Below are 18,900 nucleotides of genomic sequence, written 5' to 3' on the forward strand. Positions count from 1 at the left end.
GAATGTGGTAAGGAAATCGAGGAAAACGTTAATGTGGATATACTGGGTGTTAAAGAAGAATCCACTGAGAGCAAGTGCATAAGATGTGGTAAAGAATCCCGGTACCTTGCTTTACTTGCCAAGACTTATTGAAGTACACCTGTAAATAAATGAGAATACAGATTGTAATATATCTAGAATCCTGGATGTTTAAAGGGGATAGCCTATGAATATGCGGTTGATCTTATTAATAGCAGTGGTGGTGGTCTTCGCCGCCGGTAGTGGGGCTATGAGCTTCCTTTCTGGCGGTGGAGTTACATTGGAACAGGCCTATGACAATCAGCAAGTAGATATTATACAAAACACTGCTGCCGGAAGCATACCCCATAACATCACCGTAAAAAACAATGGAACCAAACCACTGGTGGTGGATAAGGGAACCATCCTGAAAAGTAAAGAATCACAGGATGTGGTTATCATCACTGATAAAAAGATCAACACCAATAGCAATGACACGGTCCTGGCTTACTGTATAGAACCTGATCAAAAGGCAGTTACTGGGTCCTCACTTTACCCTTCAGGCACAGCATCCACTCAGGTTAAAGACATCATAGATAGTTCTAACCCTGCCGACCTCCAGAACGCCACACAGGCCCAGCTGCAGATATGGGTCATTGTAACCAAAGGTAATGTGAATGTTTACAGTGGCGAAGCAATGGCCGTGGTGCAGAACCAGAAAACCAAGTATTACCAGCTCCAGGAAAAGGTGGAAACTGCCAAGAAGAATGTGATGAGTCGTTTCAACCTAACCTCCGAGGGGGTAAAGAACATGTCATTTTCAGTGGAATCAGATAACAGTGCCAATACATGGGTTGCCGATTTAAGGCAGTGGTTTAAGAACACGGTCGGTGTATGAACTGGGGAATTAAACATGAAAAAAACATTGGCCATAATCCCGGTTTCCAGATTTTCACAGGCAAAAACCCGCCTGTCCCCTACTTTATCACCATTAGAAAGAGAAAATCTCCTTAAATCAATGTTAATAGATGTTATCACTGCTATAAAAAATAATGTGGATGATGTTGTGGTGATAAGCTCTGATAAAGATGTACTTAATTTTGTTAATGATTTATATGTTACCTGTCTCTCAGAGGAGGGTGAAACCGATTTAAATGGTGCGCTCACCCAGGCAGTGGAGTGGTGTTCCCAGAAGGCCAGCCAGGTACTCATTGTCCCTTCGGATGTACCCCTCATCCACCCGGACCAGGTTCAGGAAATGGTGGAACTATCCCAAAAATGGCCAGTGGTAATTGCCCCGGCCAAGGGTGGAGGTACCAATGCCCTCCTGTGTCCCACCAAGGATGTACAGATGAAATTTGGAGATTGGAGTTTCTTCGAGCATTTAAAGGAGGCTGAAAATGCCGGGGTCCCCTGGTACATCTATGACTCCTTTTATCTTTCACTGGACGTGAACACTGCTGAAGACCTGGGGGAAATTATGATGCATGGTTTCGGGACAGAAACCCGCAAATTCCTCAAAAGTATTGGTTTAGTGGTTCGATCCAACCATGGAACTGAACGTTTGCGGGTGGAAAGGAAATGATAGCACTTTCCATTGCTGGCTTCGACCCCTCGGGAGGTGCCGGGATCCTGGCTGATGTGAAAACCTTCCATTCCCTGGGGATTTATCCAACGGCCGTTATCACCGCCCTTACTGCCCAGAATGTTAATAGTGTGGCTGGTGTGGAACCAGTAAACACCCCCTTCGTTTCCAAACAGATAGATATGATAATGGAAGGAGCAGAAATACAGCACGCCAAGACTGGTATGCTGTACTCGGCAGAGATGGTGGAAATGGTGGCTCGCCAGGTACAGAAGTACCAGTTAAAACTGGTGGTGGACCCGGTTCTGGTAGCCGGTTCTGGTGGTGTCCTATCTCAGGACGACCTGGTTGAATCCCTGAGGAAATATCTTTTGCCGGTGGCTGAGTTAACCACACCCAATGTTCACGAAGCAGAAGCCCTCACCGGTGTGGAAATAGTTAATGAAGATGATGCCTGTGAAGCAGCCATTAAGCTGGGAAAAATATGCCCCACAGTGGTTACTGGTGGACACCTAAAGGGAAGGGATATTTTCTATAAAGATTCATTAAACTTCATTGAAGGTGAAATCATAAAAAGCACCAACACCCATGGTTCAGGATGTACCTACTCGGCAGCCATCACTGCCTATCTGGCTCAGGGAATGGACCTCCTGGAATCCATTCGGAAGGCATCGGATTTCACCAAAAAAGCTATAAAACACGGTGGATATGGTACTTTGAATCAAATGTGGCAGCACAGCCTCTAATATCAATAATTTATAACCATAAATAAATCACGTAATAACCATAACCCCATAATCACGGAATCGATCTTATCGGAAAGTAAAATATTTACACCCTTAATCGAATACTTATTTAATAATAGTTTAGGGAATTAATCAAGTAGTTAAATAAAAGAAATCATGACAACTATCATTATAATGGGCTGACTATCTGATTATATCATAGAAAATTAAAAAACACCAGAATTCCATCTCAGCCGGATACATGTTAATCCTAAATTTTAATGTTACTTGAAATCCATAGAATAAAACAGTAGATGATCATAGAGGAGGATGTGTTAATGGTCTCCAGTGAAGAGATAAGCAGAAGATTAGAAGCTAAAAAACGTGGTAAAACTGACTCTGAAGTAAAAAAAGCACCACAATCACCATCTAATGTGGTTTGTTCAGAGTGTCAAACTGAAAACCCAGCCACTGCCAAATTCTGTGTGGGTTGCGGTGCACCCCTGATTAAAGAGGAAGCTCCCCAGGAAATACCCTCAGAAACTCCTATTTCAACCACGGAAGCTCCCAGTGAACCAGATTACAAAATATGCCCTTCCTGTAATCAGAAAAACAAACCAGATGCCAAGTTCTGCATTATCTGCGGACATAAATTCACCACAGAAAGCGAGGAAAAACCCATGGAATCACTGATGGATGTGGTAAGTGAAGAGGAAACAGTGGTCACTGATGCTCCTAAAGCTGAAACACCAGTAACTGAAACAGTAGAAGTTGCTGAGCCTGAAACTCCAGTAACAGAGACAGTATCCAGTGAAGCTGCTGAGACGGAATCTGTGACTGTTGAGTCGGAAAAAGTTCCTGAGCCCGAGATTCCAGTAGATGAAGTTGTAGAAGTTCCTGAACCTGAAACTCCCACTGTTGAGACTTTGGAAGTTCCGGAGTCAGAAGTTCAGGTGGCTGAAAAAGAATCACCTGAAGAACCGGTTATTCCTGAAATCAAGGTACCAAAACAGTATCAACAAGAAGAAACTCCCAGGGAAGAGGTTACCTCCGAAGCTGCTCCTGCCGAGGAAACTTCTCTAAAAGAAGCAACAAGTGCCGATGAAAAGGTATCAACAGAACCCGCTGAAGATCCCGTTGTAAAAATTAAAAAAGCCAAGGAGCTTCTGGATATTGGTGCCATAACCCCGGAAGAATTTGACCGGATTAAAAATAAGTATCTGGAGTTAATATAAGAGATCTACAAATTAAACCAATAATGGACACAACTATTTTTTTTTACAGATTTTTTTCTTATTTTTAACAGATTATAACGGGAATAGTGAGAGAATGTCAAATACTACGGGATTAAACCCATCCAACGGCCACCGCATAAAGGGAAGATCAAGTGAATCCTTTATAGATGCCCGGGAAGTAATTTCCAGGTTGAATCTGGATGGAAATGAAGTATTTATGGATGCCGGTTGTGGTGATGGTCATGTGGCCATGGAAGCATATAGTTTAATGGGTGAGGATGCAACCATTTATGCCCTGGATGTTTACGGGCCAGCAATAGAAGATTTAGAGGAAGATATCCAACAAAATGGCATAACCAATGTTATTCCCCTCCAATCGGATATAGCAGGGGATATTGCCCTGGAAGATAACACCGTGGATATCACTCTATTGCTCAATGTGTTTCATGGATTTGTGGCCCGGGAAAACACTGACGAAGCCATAGCCGAACTCAAGAGAATCACCAAGCCTGGTGGTCAGATAGCGGTGATGGACTACAAGAAGATGGATACGGGATACGGACCTCCATTTAAATTCAAAAGAAATCCAGAAGATGTGGAGAAGATGTTCCAAAAACACGACTTAAAAATGGTCCGGTTAGATACAGAAGTGGGAGAAGACCTGGAACAGGGTTGTAAGTCTCATTATCTGGTTATATTTCAAAAATAGGGCAGTTTTCAAACAAGACCATATAAAAAATGGAAAAACTACTTTTGTGAAAATAACTAACCTGGAAAAATTGTGTATGTTAACTTCCCTAAAGGAGGTTAACATCATCCGCATTTAATATATTGATATTACTGGCTTCCAGTGCAGCGATACCAGCATCCACATCTTCAGTACGCAGCACTACAATGGCCTTGTCACTTTTTTTCTCTACAAAGGCGTAAAGGTATTCCACGTTAATATCAGCCTGGTTTAAAACACCGAGAAGTTCGTCCAGTCCTCCGGGTTCGTCCATGACTTCCACGGCAATCACTTCATTGACTTTTACCACGAAGTTGTCTGCTTCCAGGGCCTTCTTTGCTTCTTTTGGATTGTGGACTATCATGCGCAGTATGCCAAATCCTGAGGTGTCGGCTATGGAAAGAGCCCTTATATTAATTTTTGCACCGGAAAGAACGTTCATTGCTTTCCATAGTCTTCCTTTCCTGTTTTCCAGAAACACTGATATCTGTTTTAGCTTCCTTCTTTTATCTTCTGACATCCATTTCATCCCCTGTAAATTTAATAACAAATTAATCTTTAATTACTGGTTAGTTAACTCATATCTCTTTTATCAATAACCCGGACGGCTTTACCTTCACTACGGGGCAGACTCTGGGGTTCAACCAGACTCACTGTAACCCGGAGTCCAATTTCATCGTGTATCTGCTTTTCTATGGATCGGGTTACCTGTTCCACGTGTTTCACTTCATCAGAGAACAGGGCCGGTGATGCTTCCACCTGTACTTCCAGTTCATCCAGGTGTTCTGGTCGGGTGGCGATGATTTGGTAGTTGGGTTCCATTCCCGGTATTTTAAGTAGTGCCCTTTCAATCTGGGATGGGAATACAATAACTCCCCTTATTTTGAGCATGTCGTCGGATCTTCCGGTTATACGGTCCATCTTAACATGGGTTCTTCCACAGCCACATTCCCCCTTACGCAGGGCAGTGATATCCCTGGTTCTAAAACGCAGGACAGGCATACCCTCCCTGGTTAGAGTGGTCAGCACCAGCTCCCCTTTCTCTCCTTCAGGTAGTGTCTCCAGGGTCTGGGGGTCGATGATCTCCGGGTAGAAGTGGTCATCGAAGATGTGCAGTCCATTCTTTTCCATGCACTCGTTGGCCACTCCCGGACCAATGATCTCGGTTAGTCCGTAGATATTCAGGGCATCCAGATTGAGCCTTCTTTCAATCTCATTTCTCATCTCTTCCGTCCACATTTCAGCACCGAAAACCCCGGCTTTAAGTTTTATATCTTCCGGGAGGACTCCTTCCCTTTCCAGTACTTCGGCTATGTACATGGCGTAGCTAGGGGTACAGGTGAGGATGGTGCTTTTAAAGTCCTGGATGATCTCGATCTGGCGCTGGGTGTTACCGGCACTGATGGGTATCACGGTGCAACCTACCTTCTGACCACCGTGGTGCACTCCCAAACCTCCGGTGAAAAGACCGTAACCATAACAGTTCTGCACTATGTCCTTTCTGGTGGCACCGGCCATGGAAAGGGCACGAGCCACAACTTCACCCCATATGTCCAGGTCTTTAGCTGTGTAACCAGATACAGTTGGTTTCCCAGTGGTTCCCGAGGTGGTGTGAACTTCTACAATGTCGTCGGTGCTCACGGCGAACATTCCAAAGGGATAGGCATCCCTCAGGTCACTTTTAGTGGTGAATGGTATCTTTTCAATGTCTTCCAGGGATTGTATATCGGCAGGTGTTATCCCGGCAGCATCTAACTTCTTCCGATAGTAGGGCACGTTTTCATAGGCCCTTTTAACAACGTCCTGTAATCTTTTTAGCTGTAATCCTTCCTTTTCAGGGGCTGACATGCACTCAGCCTTCTCATTGTAGATCATCTAATCACACCTCTATCAAACAATGAATTATAATGGCTACTTATGAATTTCTTTATTATTTTAAGATTTAACACCTTGATAGGTAAATATTTGGAATTTTCCAGTTTATGCAGATTTATAATTAACCCGCAGGATCAATCCGCACTATCATACTCCATTATACTGGAAATGGTATTTATCTATTCCTAATAATAGGGGTGTGATGGGGCCAGGTAAAAATGGGTACAATAACCGAATGAACTGTACTTATACTGTAATATAGTAAAAGAAAATGGAGCATATGTGTAAAAAAATGTTTAAAAATTTTTATTTAAAAAAAAGAAAGGAAAAATTTATTTCTTATCAAAGGAGGCTATCCAGTCATCGAAGTTTTCCCTAAACTCTTCGATTTTCATGTCCAGTACTCTTCGGTTGTCTACCAGGTTTAAACTGTTAGAAAGGAGTTCTATTTCCAGGCGACGGTTAACTTCCTCCCAGTTTACCAGGTTCCAGAAGGCAGCCACATAATCCGGTCGGACATTCTTGTAGTCCAGGTAGTAGGCGTGTTCCCATACATCCAGGACCATCAGAACCCGGAAGTGTGGTATGACATTAACATTGTGTTTTTCAATCTGGGTGATGAATAAACGGTCGGTTCTGCGGCATATGGTCAGAGCAGCCCATCCTGATCCTTCAGTGCTAATGGCTGCCTGTGAAAACTCCTGTTTAAACCTTTCTAAACTGCCAAAATCCTTTTCAATGTATTTGGCCAGGGTTCCAGTGGGTTCACCTCCACCCTTGGGTGCCGGTGCCAGGTTCTCCCAGAACATTTTGTGCAGTACAAATCCACCCACATGGAAGGAAAGTTCCTTGGCCACGGCTTTCACATCAAATTCCACTCCGGGACGGCTGTCAAATTTATCCAGCAGGGCATTGGCTCCATCCACGTAGGCCTGATGATGTTTATCGTGGTGTATCTGGAGTTGTTCTTCAGACATGTAGGGTTCCAGATCCTTGTATCCGTAGGGAAGTGGGGGAAGTTCATATTTCTTATTTGCCATTTTATATCACCTTTTTTTTATTAATTGAATAGTCCAGTCATTAACCTAGTAAGAAGTTCAGCTACCATTTATAGTAATTTCGGTAACACAGCCACCAATCAAAGCATTTATATTTTTCTGGTCTTTTAATAGCAGTTTCAATGTCAGAGGCCGGGGGAATAATCAGTCCTTTGCCAATGATTTCATTGCAGGGCCAGTTGGCAGGTATGGCCACATTCTTCTCCTCTGCGGTCTGGAATCCTTCCACCATCCTCAGGATTTCGTCCATGTTTCTTCCCAGTTCCTGGGGGTAGTAAAGTATGGCCCGGATAATACCCTCAGGGTCCACTATGAACACCGCCCTAACTGTATTGGTGCCTTTATTAGGGTGTATTAATCCCAGGGTATCGGCCACTTTACCAGTGTCAGCAATGACCGGAAATTCAATATCCACATCGAAATTTTCCCATATCCATTCGATCCATTTCAGGTGGGAGTGAACCTGATCCACAGAGAGGCCAATGAGTTCACAGTCAAGATCACGGAACTGGTCGTAGCGTAGCTGGAAGGAAACAAATTCCGTGGTACACACCGGTGTGAAATCTCCGGGATGACTGAACAGAATGAACCATTTGCCTTTAAAGGCTTTAGGTAGTTTCATCATCCCCTGCGTGGTTTGAACTTCCATTTTTGGGAATTTATCCCCAATTAAAGGCATTCTTTTCCCTTTTTTCTTGATCTTTCTAACTTCGTAGATTTTTTCACCCATTGTCATTCACCCTCAAAGAATAAGTATGTGTTATTTTTGTTCCATTTTTTATTTATTAATATGCTTTCACACCCCTACAATGGGATAAAGGTGTTTTTCCATGCAAAAAAATTTTAATTATTTTTTTTTAAAATGGAAAGTAATCAGAATAAGGGCGTAAATATGCAGAATACCTCCTGATTTATAGGATATTCTCTATTTTTACAAAAAAAGTCTATTTCACAAAAAAATATAATAAAAAGATTTAACTCAATTCTCACTCAGTTGCAGTCGGGGGGTTGAACACTCTCTGTCCCAGTTCCTGGTCTAACATGTACAATCCACTGCCAGATTCGCCAGTAAGTTTGACTTTCTGCAGCACTCCACTGGCGGATTCTTCTTCTTCCACCTGTTCCGCCACAAACCACTGGAGGAAGTTGTTGGTGGCGTGGTCCGAGAGTTCCAGGGCCAGATCCACCAGGTCGTTGATGAGTCCGGTGACCATCTGCTCGTGTTCATAAACATGTTCAAAGGCAGCTACTGGAGACTCCCATTCACTTTGTGGTTTTTCAATCTCAGCCATGAGCACCCGGCTACCCCTCTGCACCAGGTAGTCGTAGAATTTCATGGCATGGCTTAACTCTTCCTGGGCCTGGACCCTCATCCAGTTACCAAAACCAGGCAGATCTTGATCCTCAAAGTAGGCCGCCATGGCCAGGTACAGATAACCAGAGTAGAGTTCCCGGTTCAACTGGTAGTTAAGGGCCTCTTCCATTTTTTTATCTAACATATCTTCACATCCATCCACTTATACATTAAAAATCCACTTATAGGGGATTAAAAAAAATTTGGAATTCGAATTGTAAAAATTAATCAACCGGTTCAAACAGGTCTTTACCGGCACCACACATTGGACAGACCCAGTCATCGGGTAAGTCCTCAAAAGCGGTTCCCGGTTCAATTCCAGACATGTCATCTCCTTGTTCAGGGTCGTAGATGTATCCACATGGTTTACACAAGTATTTTTGCATGTATTCCACCTCTTTTTTTATTAAGTTCATGAAGATTCATGAAATTCATACTGTCGGTTAACCATTTTAATTCAAAGCACGGTTTTTATTTAAGTATTTTTTAAAAAAATTATTTAGAGGGGGTATTAATCTTGTTTAGATAGGCAAGAATCATTAAATGGGTATAAAGCGGAATTTACCAGCACCACATTTGGGACAGTTCCAGTTATCCGGTAGATCCTCAAAGGCGGTTCCTGGTGGGGTGTTGGTTCTTGGTTCTCCATTTTCCGGGTCGTAAATGTAGTTACAGACTTTACATTTGTATCTTCTCATTTAACTACCTCTTTTATTCCAATGCCATTATTTCGTGGGCAATTCTATTCAACCATTAATTCAAGTGGGTGAATTAAACCATTTACATGGAAGTACTGGTATTTATGGGCCGCAATGGTTAATATAGTATGTGGTATGATTAAAAGAGAACTTTAATGCTTTACTTTCTCCCATAACTCTATATCTCCTGGCACAATCTTAAAAACAGGATTAGGGAGAGGAAATTTGTCCTCTTTAAGCATCTTTTTTGTTTGTTGGTACTTCTCCTGGTCGCGTTGTTGGAGTTTCCCCAGCAAGTGTTCCATTTCATAGGATAGCTGTCCCCGGGTAACTGTTATCTGTTCCCTGGTTTGTTCAGTTCCTATTTTCTCGAGGTTAAACTTGTATCCCCGGTGTTTTGATTCCAGATATACTTGGTTTAAAAAGGTATCCAGGAAAAGAAGCGGATTTTTTTGATTTTTAAAACGAATAAGTTGTGGATGGTTGGTATAACCCTTAGTATTACCTTTCAACACAGCCCTGGCCAGTAAACCTTCTCTCCAGAGTGCTACCAGGCCTTTAACATCCAGATACATTGGATGTAGACTCCAGAGTCGCATGTATTAATGCTCCTTTTTTTGAAAGTGTTATGCACCTTTTTTAAGTGCCGTGCTCCTAAGATCACTCAAAAAAAATAAATGAATGTATTATCCCTTTTTAACCAACAAAACGGGCACTGGAATCTTCTTGAGGGCGCTTTCAGCTACGCTGCCCATGATGAGTCTTTCCAGTCCGGTTTTACCATGGGTGCTCATTACCACCAGGTCAGCCCCTGCTTTCTCGGTTATCTTGGCCATGTCATTGGTAGGGCTTCCTACAATGAGTATCTCATCTACTTTAACCCCTATTTTTTTGCCCTTTTCCTGTACTTTATGGAGGATGCTTTTACCTTCTTCCTCCAGGACTTCGTAGGGGTATATGAGTTTTTCATCTATTATGTGAACAGCAACCACAGTGGAATCCAGTTTTTTTGCCAGGGCTAGTGCGGTGTCTTCAGCTTTTTGGGAATATTCTGACCCATCAGTGGGGACCATTATGGTATTGAACATGTTGTTGCCTTCCTGTTTATTCATAGGTTTACTATTGGTCCACTTATCTTATGCATTTATCCTAAGTGGACAACCTTATATTAAACCGGCTTTGAATAATTGGTTTAAATAAATTATATGGAGTATTAGCCTTATTTGGGAACTGTTATACGATGATCACCGACTATGAAGTCTTCACCACCGAGGTGGAGTATGGGTTTCATTTCTTCGGCATTGAGAAGCCCATCCTTCAGGGAGTCTTCACTTACACCCACCTTCTTAACTCGGCCCACCACCAGTTGGTGGTCACCACATTCCCGGGTGAATTCAATTTCGCATTCCATATGGGCCAGACACTCCTTTATCCAGGGTGGTTTAACCATATCAGACTCCATTGCTGTTAATCCTGCTTTTTCAATTTCACTCACGCCCTGAGGGAACTTTTTCCCGGTGACCCAGAGTTCCTTGAGGATATCTACTGAGGGGATGTTAACCACCATTTCCCTGGTTTTCTCCAGGTTCTGATAGGTGTGGTGCCGTGGAACTGAGGCCACGGCAATTAGGGGCGGATTGACTGAAACTGGCATGGTAAAAGAGAAAGGAGCAGCATTCACCTCCCCATCAGGGTTAACCGTAGTTACTATAATGGTGGGTCGGGGTGCCAGCACCCGGTAAAAGCTTTCCACATCTAGATCTACAAATTCCATCTTTACCATCCTCCGAGCTTAATTTCCAATATTTAAAAATCCTGAGAACTACCTTAATCCCCCAGCAACTTTTCCTTCCACTGGGCAATATCCTTTAGATAGTCTGCTCCACAGCTTTCTATGAATTCATCACATTCATCTTCCGCTTTCCCATCGCCAATGAGTTTACCTTCATCCATACGAAGGGCTCGGGTGGCCAGTTCTTCAATAAAGTCTATATGGTGGCTGACCATGATTATGGTGGTATTAAATTCCTGGTTTATGCGTTTCAGGGAGTTGGAAACAGTACGCAGGGTTATGGGATCCAAATCTCCAAATGGTTCATCTAAAATTAGGACTTTGGGCTGGGAGGCCAGTACCAGGGCCAGAGTAGCCCGTACTTTCTGACCACCGGATAATTCATAGGAACGGCGGTTTAAAATATCCATTGGGAGGTCTAATGCTTTAAATATGGGCTCTGAGTACTTTCTAACTTCATTGTCAGGGAAACTGGGGAAAAGTGTATCTAAAATACTTCCAGATAACCCTAACTGTTCCAGACGCTGTTTTGCTTCGCTTTCCGGTAGATCAGTTAGCTGGTATAGAACATCCAGGGCCAGATCACTTATGCCCATTTCTTCAGCCTTTTTCTTGGCTTCATCCACCACGTTAATGCCTTTAATTCCCAGCCTTCCCCCTATCTGATCCCGGATAGTGGCGTGGTGTACCAGTGCAAACTCCTGGTGCATGAATCCCATCTGCCGGCGAATTTTCATCCGGTCGATCCCGGGCTGGTGCATGTCCACCCATTCATTATTCAGTTTAAACTGGACATTGCCTCCGTCAGGAAGGTCCAGACCACCGATCATACGCAGCAGGACAGTTTTACCAGCACCACTGGGCCCAATAAGGGAAACAATTTCTCCCTCCTTTACATCAAAGCTAACATCTTTAAGTTCCAGTACATTACCTGCCTTAAGCAGGTAGAAGCTCTTTTTAAGATCCAGGGCTTTGATTATATCCTCACCAACATCTTCCATATCACGTTTGGGTACTTCTTCCTCCATATTCTGGAGGAATTCTTTAATTATTTTATCCGGCGTTCCTTCGTCTTTCACATGGCCATTTTCCATTAGCACCAATCTATGGGACAGGTAATGGTGGACTTCCGGGAGGTGGGATACCAGGATGACGGTCACTCCCAGATCTTCATTGATGTTACGGATAGCATCCAAAATTTCCTGTTTGGTTTTAGGACAGGACATGGTAGCAGGTTCATCCAGTAAGAGGACTTTAGGCTTTTTAGCTAACTGTCGAGCCATTATAAGGCGTTGTTTTTCACCGCCACTGAGTACCGGTGCAAAATGAGTGGCCTTATGCTCCAGGCCCACCACCTTCAGTATTTCCATGGCTTCTTCTTCAAACTCACTGTAAGCAAAGTCAAAATCAGTTAAGGCTTCGTCCCCATATTTAGTTCCGTAAAGTTTCCTTATCACATTATTTAAAGCTGTTTCTGACCATAATCCAAAGGAGCGTTGCAAGTGGATGGCGGTAGCCTTACGCAGTTTACGGGAATAGTAAGTGGTGGATTCGGGAGTTACCGTGATGTCGTCAATGGTGATTTTTCCATCATCGAATGGTTCCACACCCCTAAGGACCCGCAACAGGCTGGTTTTACCTGATCCACTGGTTCCAATAATACCTACAATCTCTCCCTTCTTTACTTCCAGGTTAACATTATCCAGGGCCTTGATCTCGGGACCATCTTCTATTTGATAAGTTTTTGATAGATTTTCAATCTTAATCATTGGCTTCACCACTTTCCCATGTAATTCTATAACAATAAAGAACCTTCCTTCACTAATGAATTTCTATTGGAAATTAAACATAATCACTTGTTAACTTTGCGGGATATATAAATTATCATATACTTTTCAAATGGAATAACCATTTTTAGCCTTTTTCCCTGATTTCCAGTCCAGGGATCAGGGAAAACCCATTAAATTAGCCCCATTAATGAAGTCAGTTTGGTTAATTATTTATGAGGGTAGAAAAAGAGAAATATTAAATTATCAAATTAATTCCAATCCAAGGATATAAAACTATATTTGGTGTTTCATTATGAGAGGACTTCTGGTGGGGAGGATGCAGCCGGTACATAAGGGGCATCTCCAGGTGATAGAAAGAATACTAAATGAAGTGGATGAAGTGATTATTGGTGTGGGTAGTGCCCAGACCAGTCATACCACCACTGATCCCTTCACTGCTGGTGAGAGGGTGATGATGATTACCAAGGCCCTCACTGAAAATGGTGTGAATCCCTCACGCTACTATATCATACCAGTACAGGATATTGAATGTAATTCCCTGTGGGTAGCCCACCTGGAAATGTTAACACCACCCTTTGCCCACGTATATTCTGGAAACCCCCTGGTACAGAGGCTTTTCCAGGAAAAGGGTTATGAAGTAACTGAACCACCATTATTCAATCGCAAAACTTATTCTGGAACAGAAGTACGCCGTAGGATGCTGTCTAACGGTAAATGGGAAGAACTTCTACCAGAATCAGTGGTTAAGGTTATCCATGAAATTGATGGAATTTCCAGAATTAAACAGCTGGACCGCAAGGAGGAAAGTGAAGTATGATAATTGCCCGGATTATTTCAGATTACAGTCAAGTCATCACCCTGGATGATTTAACCAAAAAGATCAAAGAAAGCCCCGCTATTGGTGAATGTGGGGCTATTTTCACCTTTGAAGGAATTGTAAGGGGAAAGGATGAAGCCCTAACCACAGATGAACTCGTCCTCACCACCCCTGACACCAGTAAAACTGAAAAGGAACTGGAAGACATCCTCCTCCAGGTGCAGGAGAAGCACGGTGTTAAGGACATTGCTGTGGTCCATTATTTGGGCCAGTTCCAACCCGGAGACCCCCTGTTTCTGGTGGCAGTCTCGGGAGGGCACCGCCACGAAACCAGAGCCGCACTGGAGGAAATAATAGAAAGGGTCAAATACGAGCTGGACTTTAAAAAAGAAGAAAAAGGCAGTGCCGGCAGTAATATCATCATGTCTGGTGGTTAAATAATCTAAATAAAAATTAAATCCCATAAAAAATTTTTAAACTTAATATAAAGTTCTAAAAAGAATCCAATTTCCATAAAAGATTTCTTAAATAGGGGGTTAATCATTGCTGATAATGGGGATGGTAACGATTCTTAGGTACAGTGAGGTGCATCCATGAAGTTTGTAAGGGATAGTGTTCACGGTGACCTCCAGTTAGACGATTTTGAAGTTAGATTGGCGGATACTCCAGAAATTCAGCGTCTTCGAAGGATAAAGCAGCTTGGATTTACCTACCTGGTGTACCCGGGAGCCAATCACACCCGTTTCGAACACTCCATAGGCACCATGTACCTGGCCTCCCGACTGGCTCGTAACCTTGAACTGGACGAAGAAACCCATTCTCTAGTTCGTTGTTCTGCCATTATCCACGATGCCGGTCATGGACCCTTCTCCCATGTATCCGAGGGAGGTATTGACAATTCCCACGAGGAACTCACCTCTAAACTCATTAAAGAATCACAACTGGGGGATATTTTATCGGAAAAATTTTCAGTGAAGGAGGTTCTAAGGGTCATCAATGGTCAGGGACCTCTCGGAGATATAATCTCCGGGGAACTGGACGTGGACCGTATGGATTATCTCTTAAGGGATTCATACTACACCGGGGTTGCCTATGGTATTATTGATGTGGAACGCCTTTTATCCAACATGAAACTGGAAAATGGGCTCATATTACATGGTAAAGGAGTTCAGGCGGCAGAATCTATGCTTCTGGCCCGATATTTCATGTATCCCAGTGTTTATCAGCATCACACTACCCGGATTGTAAACTCCATGTTTCGCCGCTGCCTGGCTAAGCTCCTGGAAAAGGGAGTTATCAATCCTCAGGAGATATACCGTTACGATGATATCGATGTAATTGCTGCTGCCCGGGCAGAAAAAAATTATGTGGGGGAGGTTATGGAAAGATTGGACAACCGACAGTTGTACAAGCGGGTATATTCCCTGAAACTTGATGAAGTGGAACATCCAGAGGAAATTTTCCAGATGAGTCCTGATTCAATTGGAAAATCAGAAGCAGAAATCGCCCAGGAACTGGATGTTGATAAGGACTTTATACTGGTCGATGTCCCTGAGTATCCCACCTTTCATGAGATGACCACCCCGGTATCAGTTAATGGGGACACAGTAATGCTGGGGGATGTTTCTAACCTGGTACGGGCACTGAAGGATGCTCGATTTAACCATGCCGATCTCTGTATTTACCTCCCTGAAGAATATGCAGAGCAAGCTTTGAAGATCAATTTCCTGGATTACCTGGATATTTCCCACTAATTATTCCCTCTATAATGAACATATTTTAGAGTTTTAAATAATAAAACAGAATAAAAATTAGACTTTAAACTTATAAAAGCAGTGATAAAAATGATAGTGGTAGCTATTACTGGAGCTAGCGGAGTTATTTACGGTGTCAGGCTCCTGGAAGTTTTGAAAGAAATGGGTAAAAAGACAGCGGTGGTGGCCACAAAACCAGCACGCATCATCCTACAACATGAAATGGGAATGGATGAAGATGAACTGAAAAACTTAGCCCACCGTTTCTACGAACCCGGAGATCTGACCAGTGCCATAAACAGTGGGTCTTGCCGCTTTGAGTCCATGATCATCGTCCCCTGTACCATGAAAACCCTCTCGGCCATATCCATGGGATTTGCCAGCAATGCAGTTACCCGGGCTGCTGATGTGGCCTTAAAGGAGAGAAGGCAACTGTTACTGGTGCCAAGGGAAACACCTCTCCGCTCGGTGCACCTGGAAAATATGCTCAGAATCAGCCGGGAAGGGGGTATTATCCTCCCAGCCATGCCTGCCTTTTACCACCAACCCCAGAACATGGATGATCTGGTGGACTTCTTAGTGGGCAAAATACTGGATGTAATGCACATTGACCACAACCTTTACCAGAGATGGCAGGGAGAGGTCCCATGATCCCGGATGATAAATTCATACAATCCAAGGACGTTCCCGGACCGACCAAGGAGGAGATAAGGTGTCTGGTCATGTGCAAAGCAGGAATATCTCCCGGGGATACCGTGGTTGATGTGGGATGTGGTAGTGGAGGGTTAACACTGGAAGCTGCCTGCAGAGCCCGGAAAGTAATCGCCCTGGATAAAAATCCAGAAGCAATTAATTTAACCCGGAAAAACCTGGAAAAACATGGTTACCAAGAAAATGTCCTCCTCCGGGAGGGAGATGCTCTCAACATACTGGAAGAACTGGAATCCTTCCAGGTGCTCCTGGTGGGTGGAAGCAGTGGTGATCTATCCTCTATTGTAACTAAGGGATGGAGTAAACTAGCCCCGAATGGGAAAATAGTGGTAACTTCAATTCTCATGGAAACCAGGGTGGAAGCAGTGGATGTACTTAAAAAATTGGGAACTGAACCGGATGTAGTGGAAGCCACTATTGCCAAGGGTAAAATCACCCCCAGGGGGACCATGATGATGGGAAGAAACCCCATAACCATTATTTCTGCAGTTAAGGTTAATTAGTTTTTATTTGGTTAAATAAGTCTATTAATATAATACCCGGTTTCCTAGGCCCCCCTTACTCCTTAATTGTATTGATTTTCCGGTAATGAGATTCTAAATTTCACGGTGTAATCTAATAGAGTTAATAAATACAAACATTTTTAGTTAGCATTATTATAGTAATCAATTAACCAATTAACAGGTGATTGTAAAATGAATATTTCTAAAAAAATTGGATGGAGAGTTAAACTGGGAATATTTCTGGTAATTCTCTCAGGATTACTCTATTTTGCCAATTATCTCATATTCCATGATTTACACGAAGTACTGTTTTACATTGGCATTGACACCGCCTTTTTGCCCATTGAAATACTCTTCGTGGTTTTGGTAATAGAAAATGCCATCAGTAGCAGAGAAAAACAGCAGATGATGGAGAAGCTGAACATGGTAATCGGTGCCTTTTTCAGTGAAGTAGGAACCCAGCTATTGGGGTCCATAACCCGTTTTGACCCCGATACAGAACACATAAAAGAAGACCTTCTCATCAACAGTTCCTGGTCTGAGATGGAATTTAAAAGAGCCAAAAACACCATTAAAAACTTCGATTACACCCTGAACATCAACGGTGATGCTGAATCAGTTGAGTTTTTAATAGATGCTAAAAAGTTCCTGGTTGATAAAAGGAAATTCCTCCTGGCTTTACTGGAGAACCCCAACCTTCTGGAACATGAAACATTCACTGAACTACTCTGGGCTGTTTTCCACCTTATGGAAGAACTGGAAAACCGGGATGATCTATCCAAACTCCCAAAATTAGACTACAACCACCTTTCAGGGGATGTGGTCCGAATATACAGTTTCCTGATCCTGGAGTGGCTGCAGTACATGGAACACCTGGAAAATAACTATCCTTATCTGTTTTCCCTTGCAATCCGAACAAATCCTTTCGATCCCAACTCCCATGTAGAAATATTAGAGTAAAGACTTTCTATCAGAGTATGGAACTTTAATATCAAATTACAGGACTTTTTGCACCGGGGATCAATCCCCTAATTTTTTTATTTTACCCCCTCCATATTAGATTAAAGTTTTTCTGTCAGGATAACCACCTTTCTAAGTTGTTTAGTTAAATCCGTAACCTTTTTAAGGGGTGTTACCAATAAATTTACAAAACTAATGTAAGGTCGATGCAATGGAGAGTCTAACTCTCGAGCAGTATAGAAGAATGGTAAACAAGGTATTAGAGTTTAAAAGGTTGAACGGAGACCTGCCTGATCATGCGGTTGTAGATGGCTGCCGCATCGATAAAAAAGAATATATAGACATGATTGAAAGGGTTAACAAATTCTTCCTTCAAATGGGAAGAAACCCTGGAAGCGTGGACATTTTACCCATTGATGATGTTCCCGTGGTGGAAAAAGTTTTAATTCACTGATAATTGGCCCACCTGAATCCCGTCATAGTCTTCCATAAAAATAGCAATCTCCTTTTTAATTAGTTAGATTGGGTCATCTCTTATAATTCACTATATTATCATGATTAAACTTTTTTTAAAGATTTTCAGAATTAATTAACCCCCCAAAATAGTAACAAATAACCCTATCTTATAAAATCCCAGTCAATTTTTAATTTCAAAATATAATTGTAATAGCCGGAGTTTTTCCTATTTTTCCCGGGACTGGGAAACATCCTCGGGACGGTTTAAATTAATAAAACTTTTTTTATCAGGATCTAGAATACCAACTTCAATGTAGGCCACATTTATTTTATCCAGTAATGATTTAACATTTCTAAAACCATTTTTTAACCTGTCTTTAATCTGGGGTATGCATTCTTTACTGTAGTAAGCATGCAATGGTTCGGTTAATCCATCGGGCCACACTGGAACCATGGCCTGAACTTCTACTTCATTTACCCTTTCGAACATTTTATTAACAAAATAGGATGAAATGAAGGGAGAATCACAGGGCAAGATTAGTGCCCCTTCAGATTTTATATGGGATAAACCGGTACACAGCCCCAGTAGTGGTCCCTGATCCTTTTCTACATCAGTTACCAGGATGATGTTGGTATCTGTTTTTTGGTTTTGAATTTTAAAGTCTTCTACGTATTTCTGGTAGGAGTCAAGCTGCTTTTTATCCCTTAAAACCAGTATAATTTCGTCCACTAATCTTTCAACGATCTTAATGGTTTGGATTATCATGGGGTCCTTATTTAAAGTCATCAATCCTTTATCTTGCCCCATGCGACGACTTCTTCCACCACAAAGAATTATACATGATTTCATGTAACTTTAACCT

At 42.5% G+C, this 18,900-nt stretch carries 25 protein-coding genes (1 of these 25 cut by a window edge); 13 read left to right on the plus strand and 12 right to left on the minus strand.

Annotated elements, in window-relative coordinates; genetic code table 11:
- From proS to CIT02_RS01120, 6 genes are all read left to right on the plus strand, one after another.
- Positions 1-132: the 3' end of a proline--tRNA ligase gene (gene proS, locus CIT02_RS01095; protein ID WP_292613215.1), read on the plus strand. Its footprint begins 1,275 nt before the window's first position; only the last 132 of its 1,407 coding nucleotides appear in the window; the start codon falls outside the window, past its left edge; the stop codon is at positions 130-132.
- Between the two features lie 73 nt (positions 133-205).
- Entirely contained in the window at positions 206-895 is a 690-nt protein-coding gene (locus CIT02_RS01100; RefSeq protein ID WP_292613217.1) for an ARPP-1 family domain-containing protein, read from the plus strand.
- A 15-nt stretch (positions 896-910) separates the two neighbouring features.
- Positions 911-1,582 (plus strand): 2-phospho-L-lactate guanylyltransferase, encoded by a 672-nt coding sequence (gene cofC, locus CIT02_RS01105; protein WP_292613219.1) that lies wholly within the window; start codon positions 911-913, stop codon positions 1,580-1,582.
- On the plus strand, positions 1,579-2,328 hold the full coding sequence (thiD, locus tag CIT02_RS01110) for a bifunctional hydroxymethylpyrimidine kinase/phosphomethylpyrimidine kinase (protein WP_292613221.1): 750 nt from the start codon (positions 1,579-1,581) through the stop codon (positions 2,326-2,328). Before cofC ends, thiD begins: the two co-directional genes overlap by 4 nt.
- 317 nt (positions 2,329-2,645) lie before the next feature.
- A complete protein-coding gene (locus CIT02_RS01115) occupies positions 2,646-3,542 on the plus strand; it encodes a zinc-ribbon domain-containing protein (RefSeq protein ID WP_292613223.1) in 897 nt (298 codons plus the stop codon).
- A gap of 94 nt (positions 3,543-3,636) precedes the next feature.
- Positions 3,637-4,251 (plus strand): class I SAM-dependent methyltransferase, encoded by a 615-nt coding sequence (locus CIT02_RS01120; RefSeq protein WP_292613225.1) that lies wholly within the window; start codon positions 3,637-3,639, stop codon positions 4,249-4,251.
- Positions 4,252-4,339: 88 nt separating this feature from the next.
- Here the strand turns inward: CIT02_RS01120 and CIT02_RS01125 are convergent, their stop codons facing one another.
- From CIT02_RS01125 to CIT02_RS01175, 11 genes are all read right to left on the minus strand, one after another.
- Positions 4,340-4,789, minus strand: a complete 450-nt coding sequence (locus CIT02_RS01125; protein ID WP_292613227.1) for an acetolactate synthase — start codon at positions 4,787-4,789, stop codon at positions 4,340-4,342.
- Positions 4,790-4,842: 53 nt separating this feature from the next.
- Positions 4,843-6,144, minus strand: coding sequence for a phenylacetate--CoA ligase family protein (locus CIT02_RS01130; protein ID WP_292613229.1), 1,302 nt, complete (start codon positions 6,142-6,144; stop codon positions 4,843-4,845).
- Positions 6,145-6,476: 332 nt separating this feature from the next.
- Positions 6,477-7,184, minus strand: a complete 708-nt coding sequence (locus tag CIT02_RS01135; RefSeq protein WP_048073165.1) for a superoxide dismutase — start codon at positions 7,182-7,184, stop codon at positions 6,477-6,479.
- 61 nt (positions 7,185-7,245) lie between these two features.
- On the minus strand, positions 7,246-7,932 hold the full coding sequence (locus tag CIT02_RS01140; RefSeq protein ID WP_292613233.1) for a peroxiredoxin: 687 nt from the start codon (positions 7,930-7,932) through the stop codon (positions 7,246-7,248).
- A gap of 256 nt (positions 7,933-8,188) precedes the next feature.
- Positions 8,189-8,701, minus strand: coding sequence for a ferritin (locus CIT02_RS01145; protein WP_292613235.1), 513 nt, complete (start codon positions 8,699-8,701; stop codon positions 8,189-8,191).
- A gap of 79 nt (positions 8,702-8,780) precedes the next feature.
- A complete protein-coding gene (gene rd / locus CIT02_RS01150) occupies positions 8,781-8,942 on the minus strand; it encodes a rubredoxin (RefSeq protein ID WP_048073168.1) in 162 nt (53 codons plus the stop codon).
- Between the two features lie 153 nt (positions 8,943-9,095).
- Positions 9,096-9,254, minus strand: a complete 159-nt coding sequence (locus tag CIT02_RS01155) for a rubredoxin (protein WP_048073169.1) — start codon at positions 9,252-9,254, stop codon at positions 9,096-9,098.
- A 152-nt stretch (positions 9,255-9,406) separates the two neighbouring features.
- A complete protein-coding gene (locus CIT02_RS01160; protein ID WP_292613239.1) occupies positions 9,407-9,853 on the minus strand; it encodes a pyrimidine dimer DNA glycosylase/endonuclease V in 447 nt (148 codons plus the stop codon).
- Between the two features lie 87 nt (positions 9,854-9,940).
- Positions 9,941-10,366 (minus strand): universal stress protein, encoded by a 426-nt coding sequence (locus CIT02_RS01165; protein ID WP_292613241.1) that lies wholly within the window; start codon positions 10,364-10,366, stop codon positions 9,941-9,943.
- A gap of 107 nt (positions 10,367-10,473) precedes the next feature.
- Positions 10,474-11,028 (minus strand): flavin reductase family protein, encoded by a 555-nt coding sequence (locus tag CIT02_RS01170; protein ID WP_292613244.1) that lies wholly within the window; start codon positions 11,026-11,028, stop codon positions 10,474-10,476.
- A 53-nt stretch (positions 11,029-11,081) separates the two neighbouring features.
- Positions 11,082-12,815 carry an ABC transporter ATP-binding protein gene (locus CIT02_RS01175; protein ID WP_292613246.1) on the minus strand — a complete coding sequence of 578 codons (1,734 nt, stop codon included), beginning with the start codon at positions 12,813-12,815 and terminating at the stop codon, positions 11,082-11,084.
- A gap of 313 nt (positions 12,816-13,128) precedes the next feature.
- Between CIT02_RS01175 and CIT02_RS01180 the strand changes: the two genes are divergently transcribed.
- The 7 genes from CIT02_RS01180 to CIT02_RS01210 all read left to right on the plus strand — a co-directional run bounded on the left by CIT02_RS01180 (position 13,129) and on the right by CIT02_RS01210 (position 18,035).
- Positions 13,129-13,653, plus strand: a complete 525-nt coding sequence (locus tag CIT02_RS01180) for a nicotinamide-nucleotide adenylyltransferase (protein WP_292613248.1) — start codon at positions 13,129-13,131, stop codon at positions 13,651-13,653.
- The gene (locus tag CIT02_RS01185; protein WP_292613250.1) at positions 13,650-14,090 is read left to right on the plus strand and encodes a molybdenum cofactor biosynthesis protein MoaE; all 441 of its coding nucleotides are present in this window, start codon (positions 13,650-13,652) and stop codon (positions 14,088-14,090) included. Before CIT02_RS01180 ends, CIT02_RS01185 begins: the two co-directional genes overlap by 4 nt.
- Positions 14,091-14,246: 156 nt before the next feature.
- Positions 14,247-15,407 (plus strand): HD domain-containing protein, encoded by a 1,161-nt coding sequence (locus CIT02_RS01190; RefSeq protein ID WP_292613252.1) that lies wholly within the window; start codon positions 14,247-14,249, stop codon positions 15,405-15,407.
- A gap of 90 nt (positions 15,408-15,497) precedes the next feature.
- Positions 15,498-16,058 carry a UbiX family flavin prenyltransferase gene (locus CIT02_RS01195; RefSeq protein WP_292613254.1) on the plus strand — a complete coding sequence of 187 codons (561 nt, stop codon included), beginning with the start codon at positions 15,498-15,500 and terminating at the stop codon, positions 16,056-16,058.
- On the plus strand, positions 16,055-16,621 hold the full coding sequence (gene cbiT, locus CIT02_RS01200; protein ID WP_292613255.1) for a precorrin-6Y C5,15-methyltransferase (decarboxylating) subunit CbiT: 567 nt from the start codon (positions 16,055-16,057) through the stop codon (positions 16,619-16,621). The genes CIT02_RS01195 and cbiT overlap by 4 nt, the downstream gene beginning before the upstream one ends.
- 192 nt (positions 16,622-16,813) lie before the next feature.
- Entirely contained in the window at positions 16,814-17,581 is a 768-nt protein-coding gene (locus CIT02_RS01205) for a hypothetical protein (protein ID WP_292613257.1), read from the plus strand.
- A 244-nt stretch (positions 17,582-17,825) separates the two neighbouring features.
- Positions 17,826-18,035, plus strand: a complete 210-nt coding sequence (locus tag CIT02_RS01210) for a pseudomurein-binding repeat-containing protein (RefSeq protein WP_292613259.1) — start codon at positions 17,826-17,828, stop codon at positions 18,033-18,035.
- Between the two features lie 228 nt (positions 18,036-18,263).
- On the opposite strand, the gene CIT02_RS01215 is transcribed toward CIT02_RS01210, so the two are convergent.
- Positions 18,264-18,887, minus strand: a complete 624-nt coding sequence (locus tag CIT02_RS01215; RefSeq protein ID WP_292613260.1) for a molybdenum cofactor guanylyltransferase — start codon at positions 18,885-18,887, stop codon at positions 18,264-18,266.
- Positions 18,888-18,900: the final 13 nt, after the last annotated feature.

The sequence above is a fragment of the Methanobacterium sp. BAmetb5 genome, assembly GCF_003491305.1.
Classification (GTDB): Archaea; Methanobacteriota; Methanobacteria; order Methanobacteriales; family Methanobacteriaceae; genus Methanobacterium.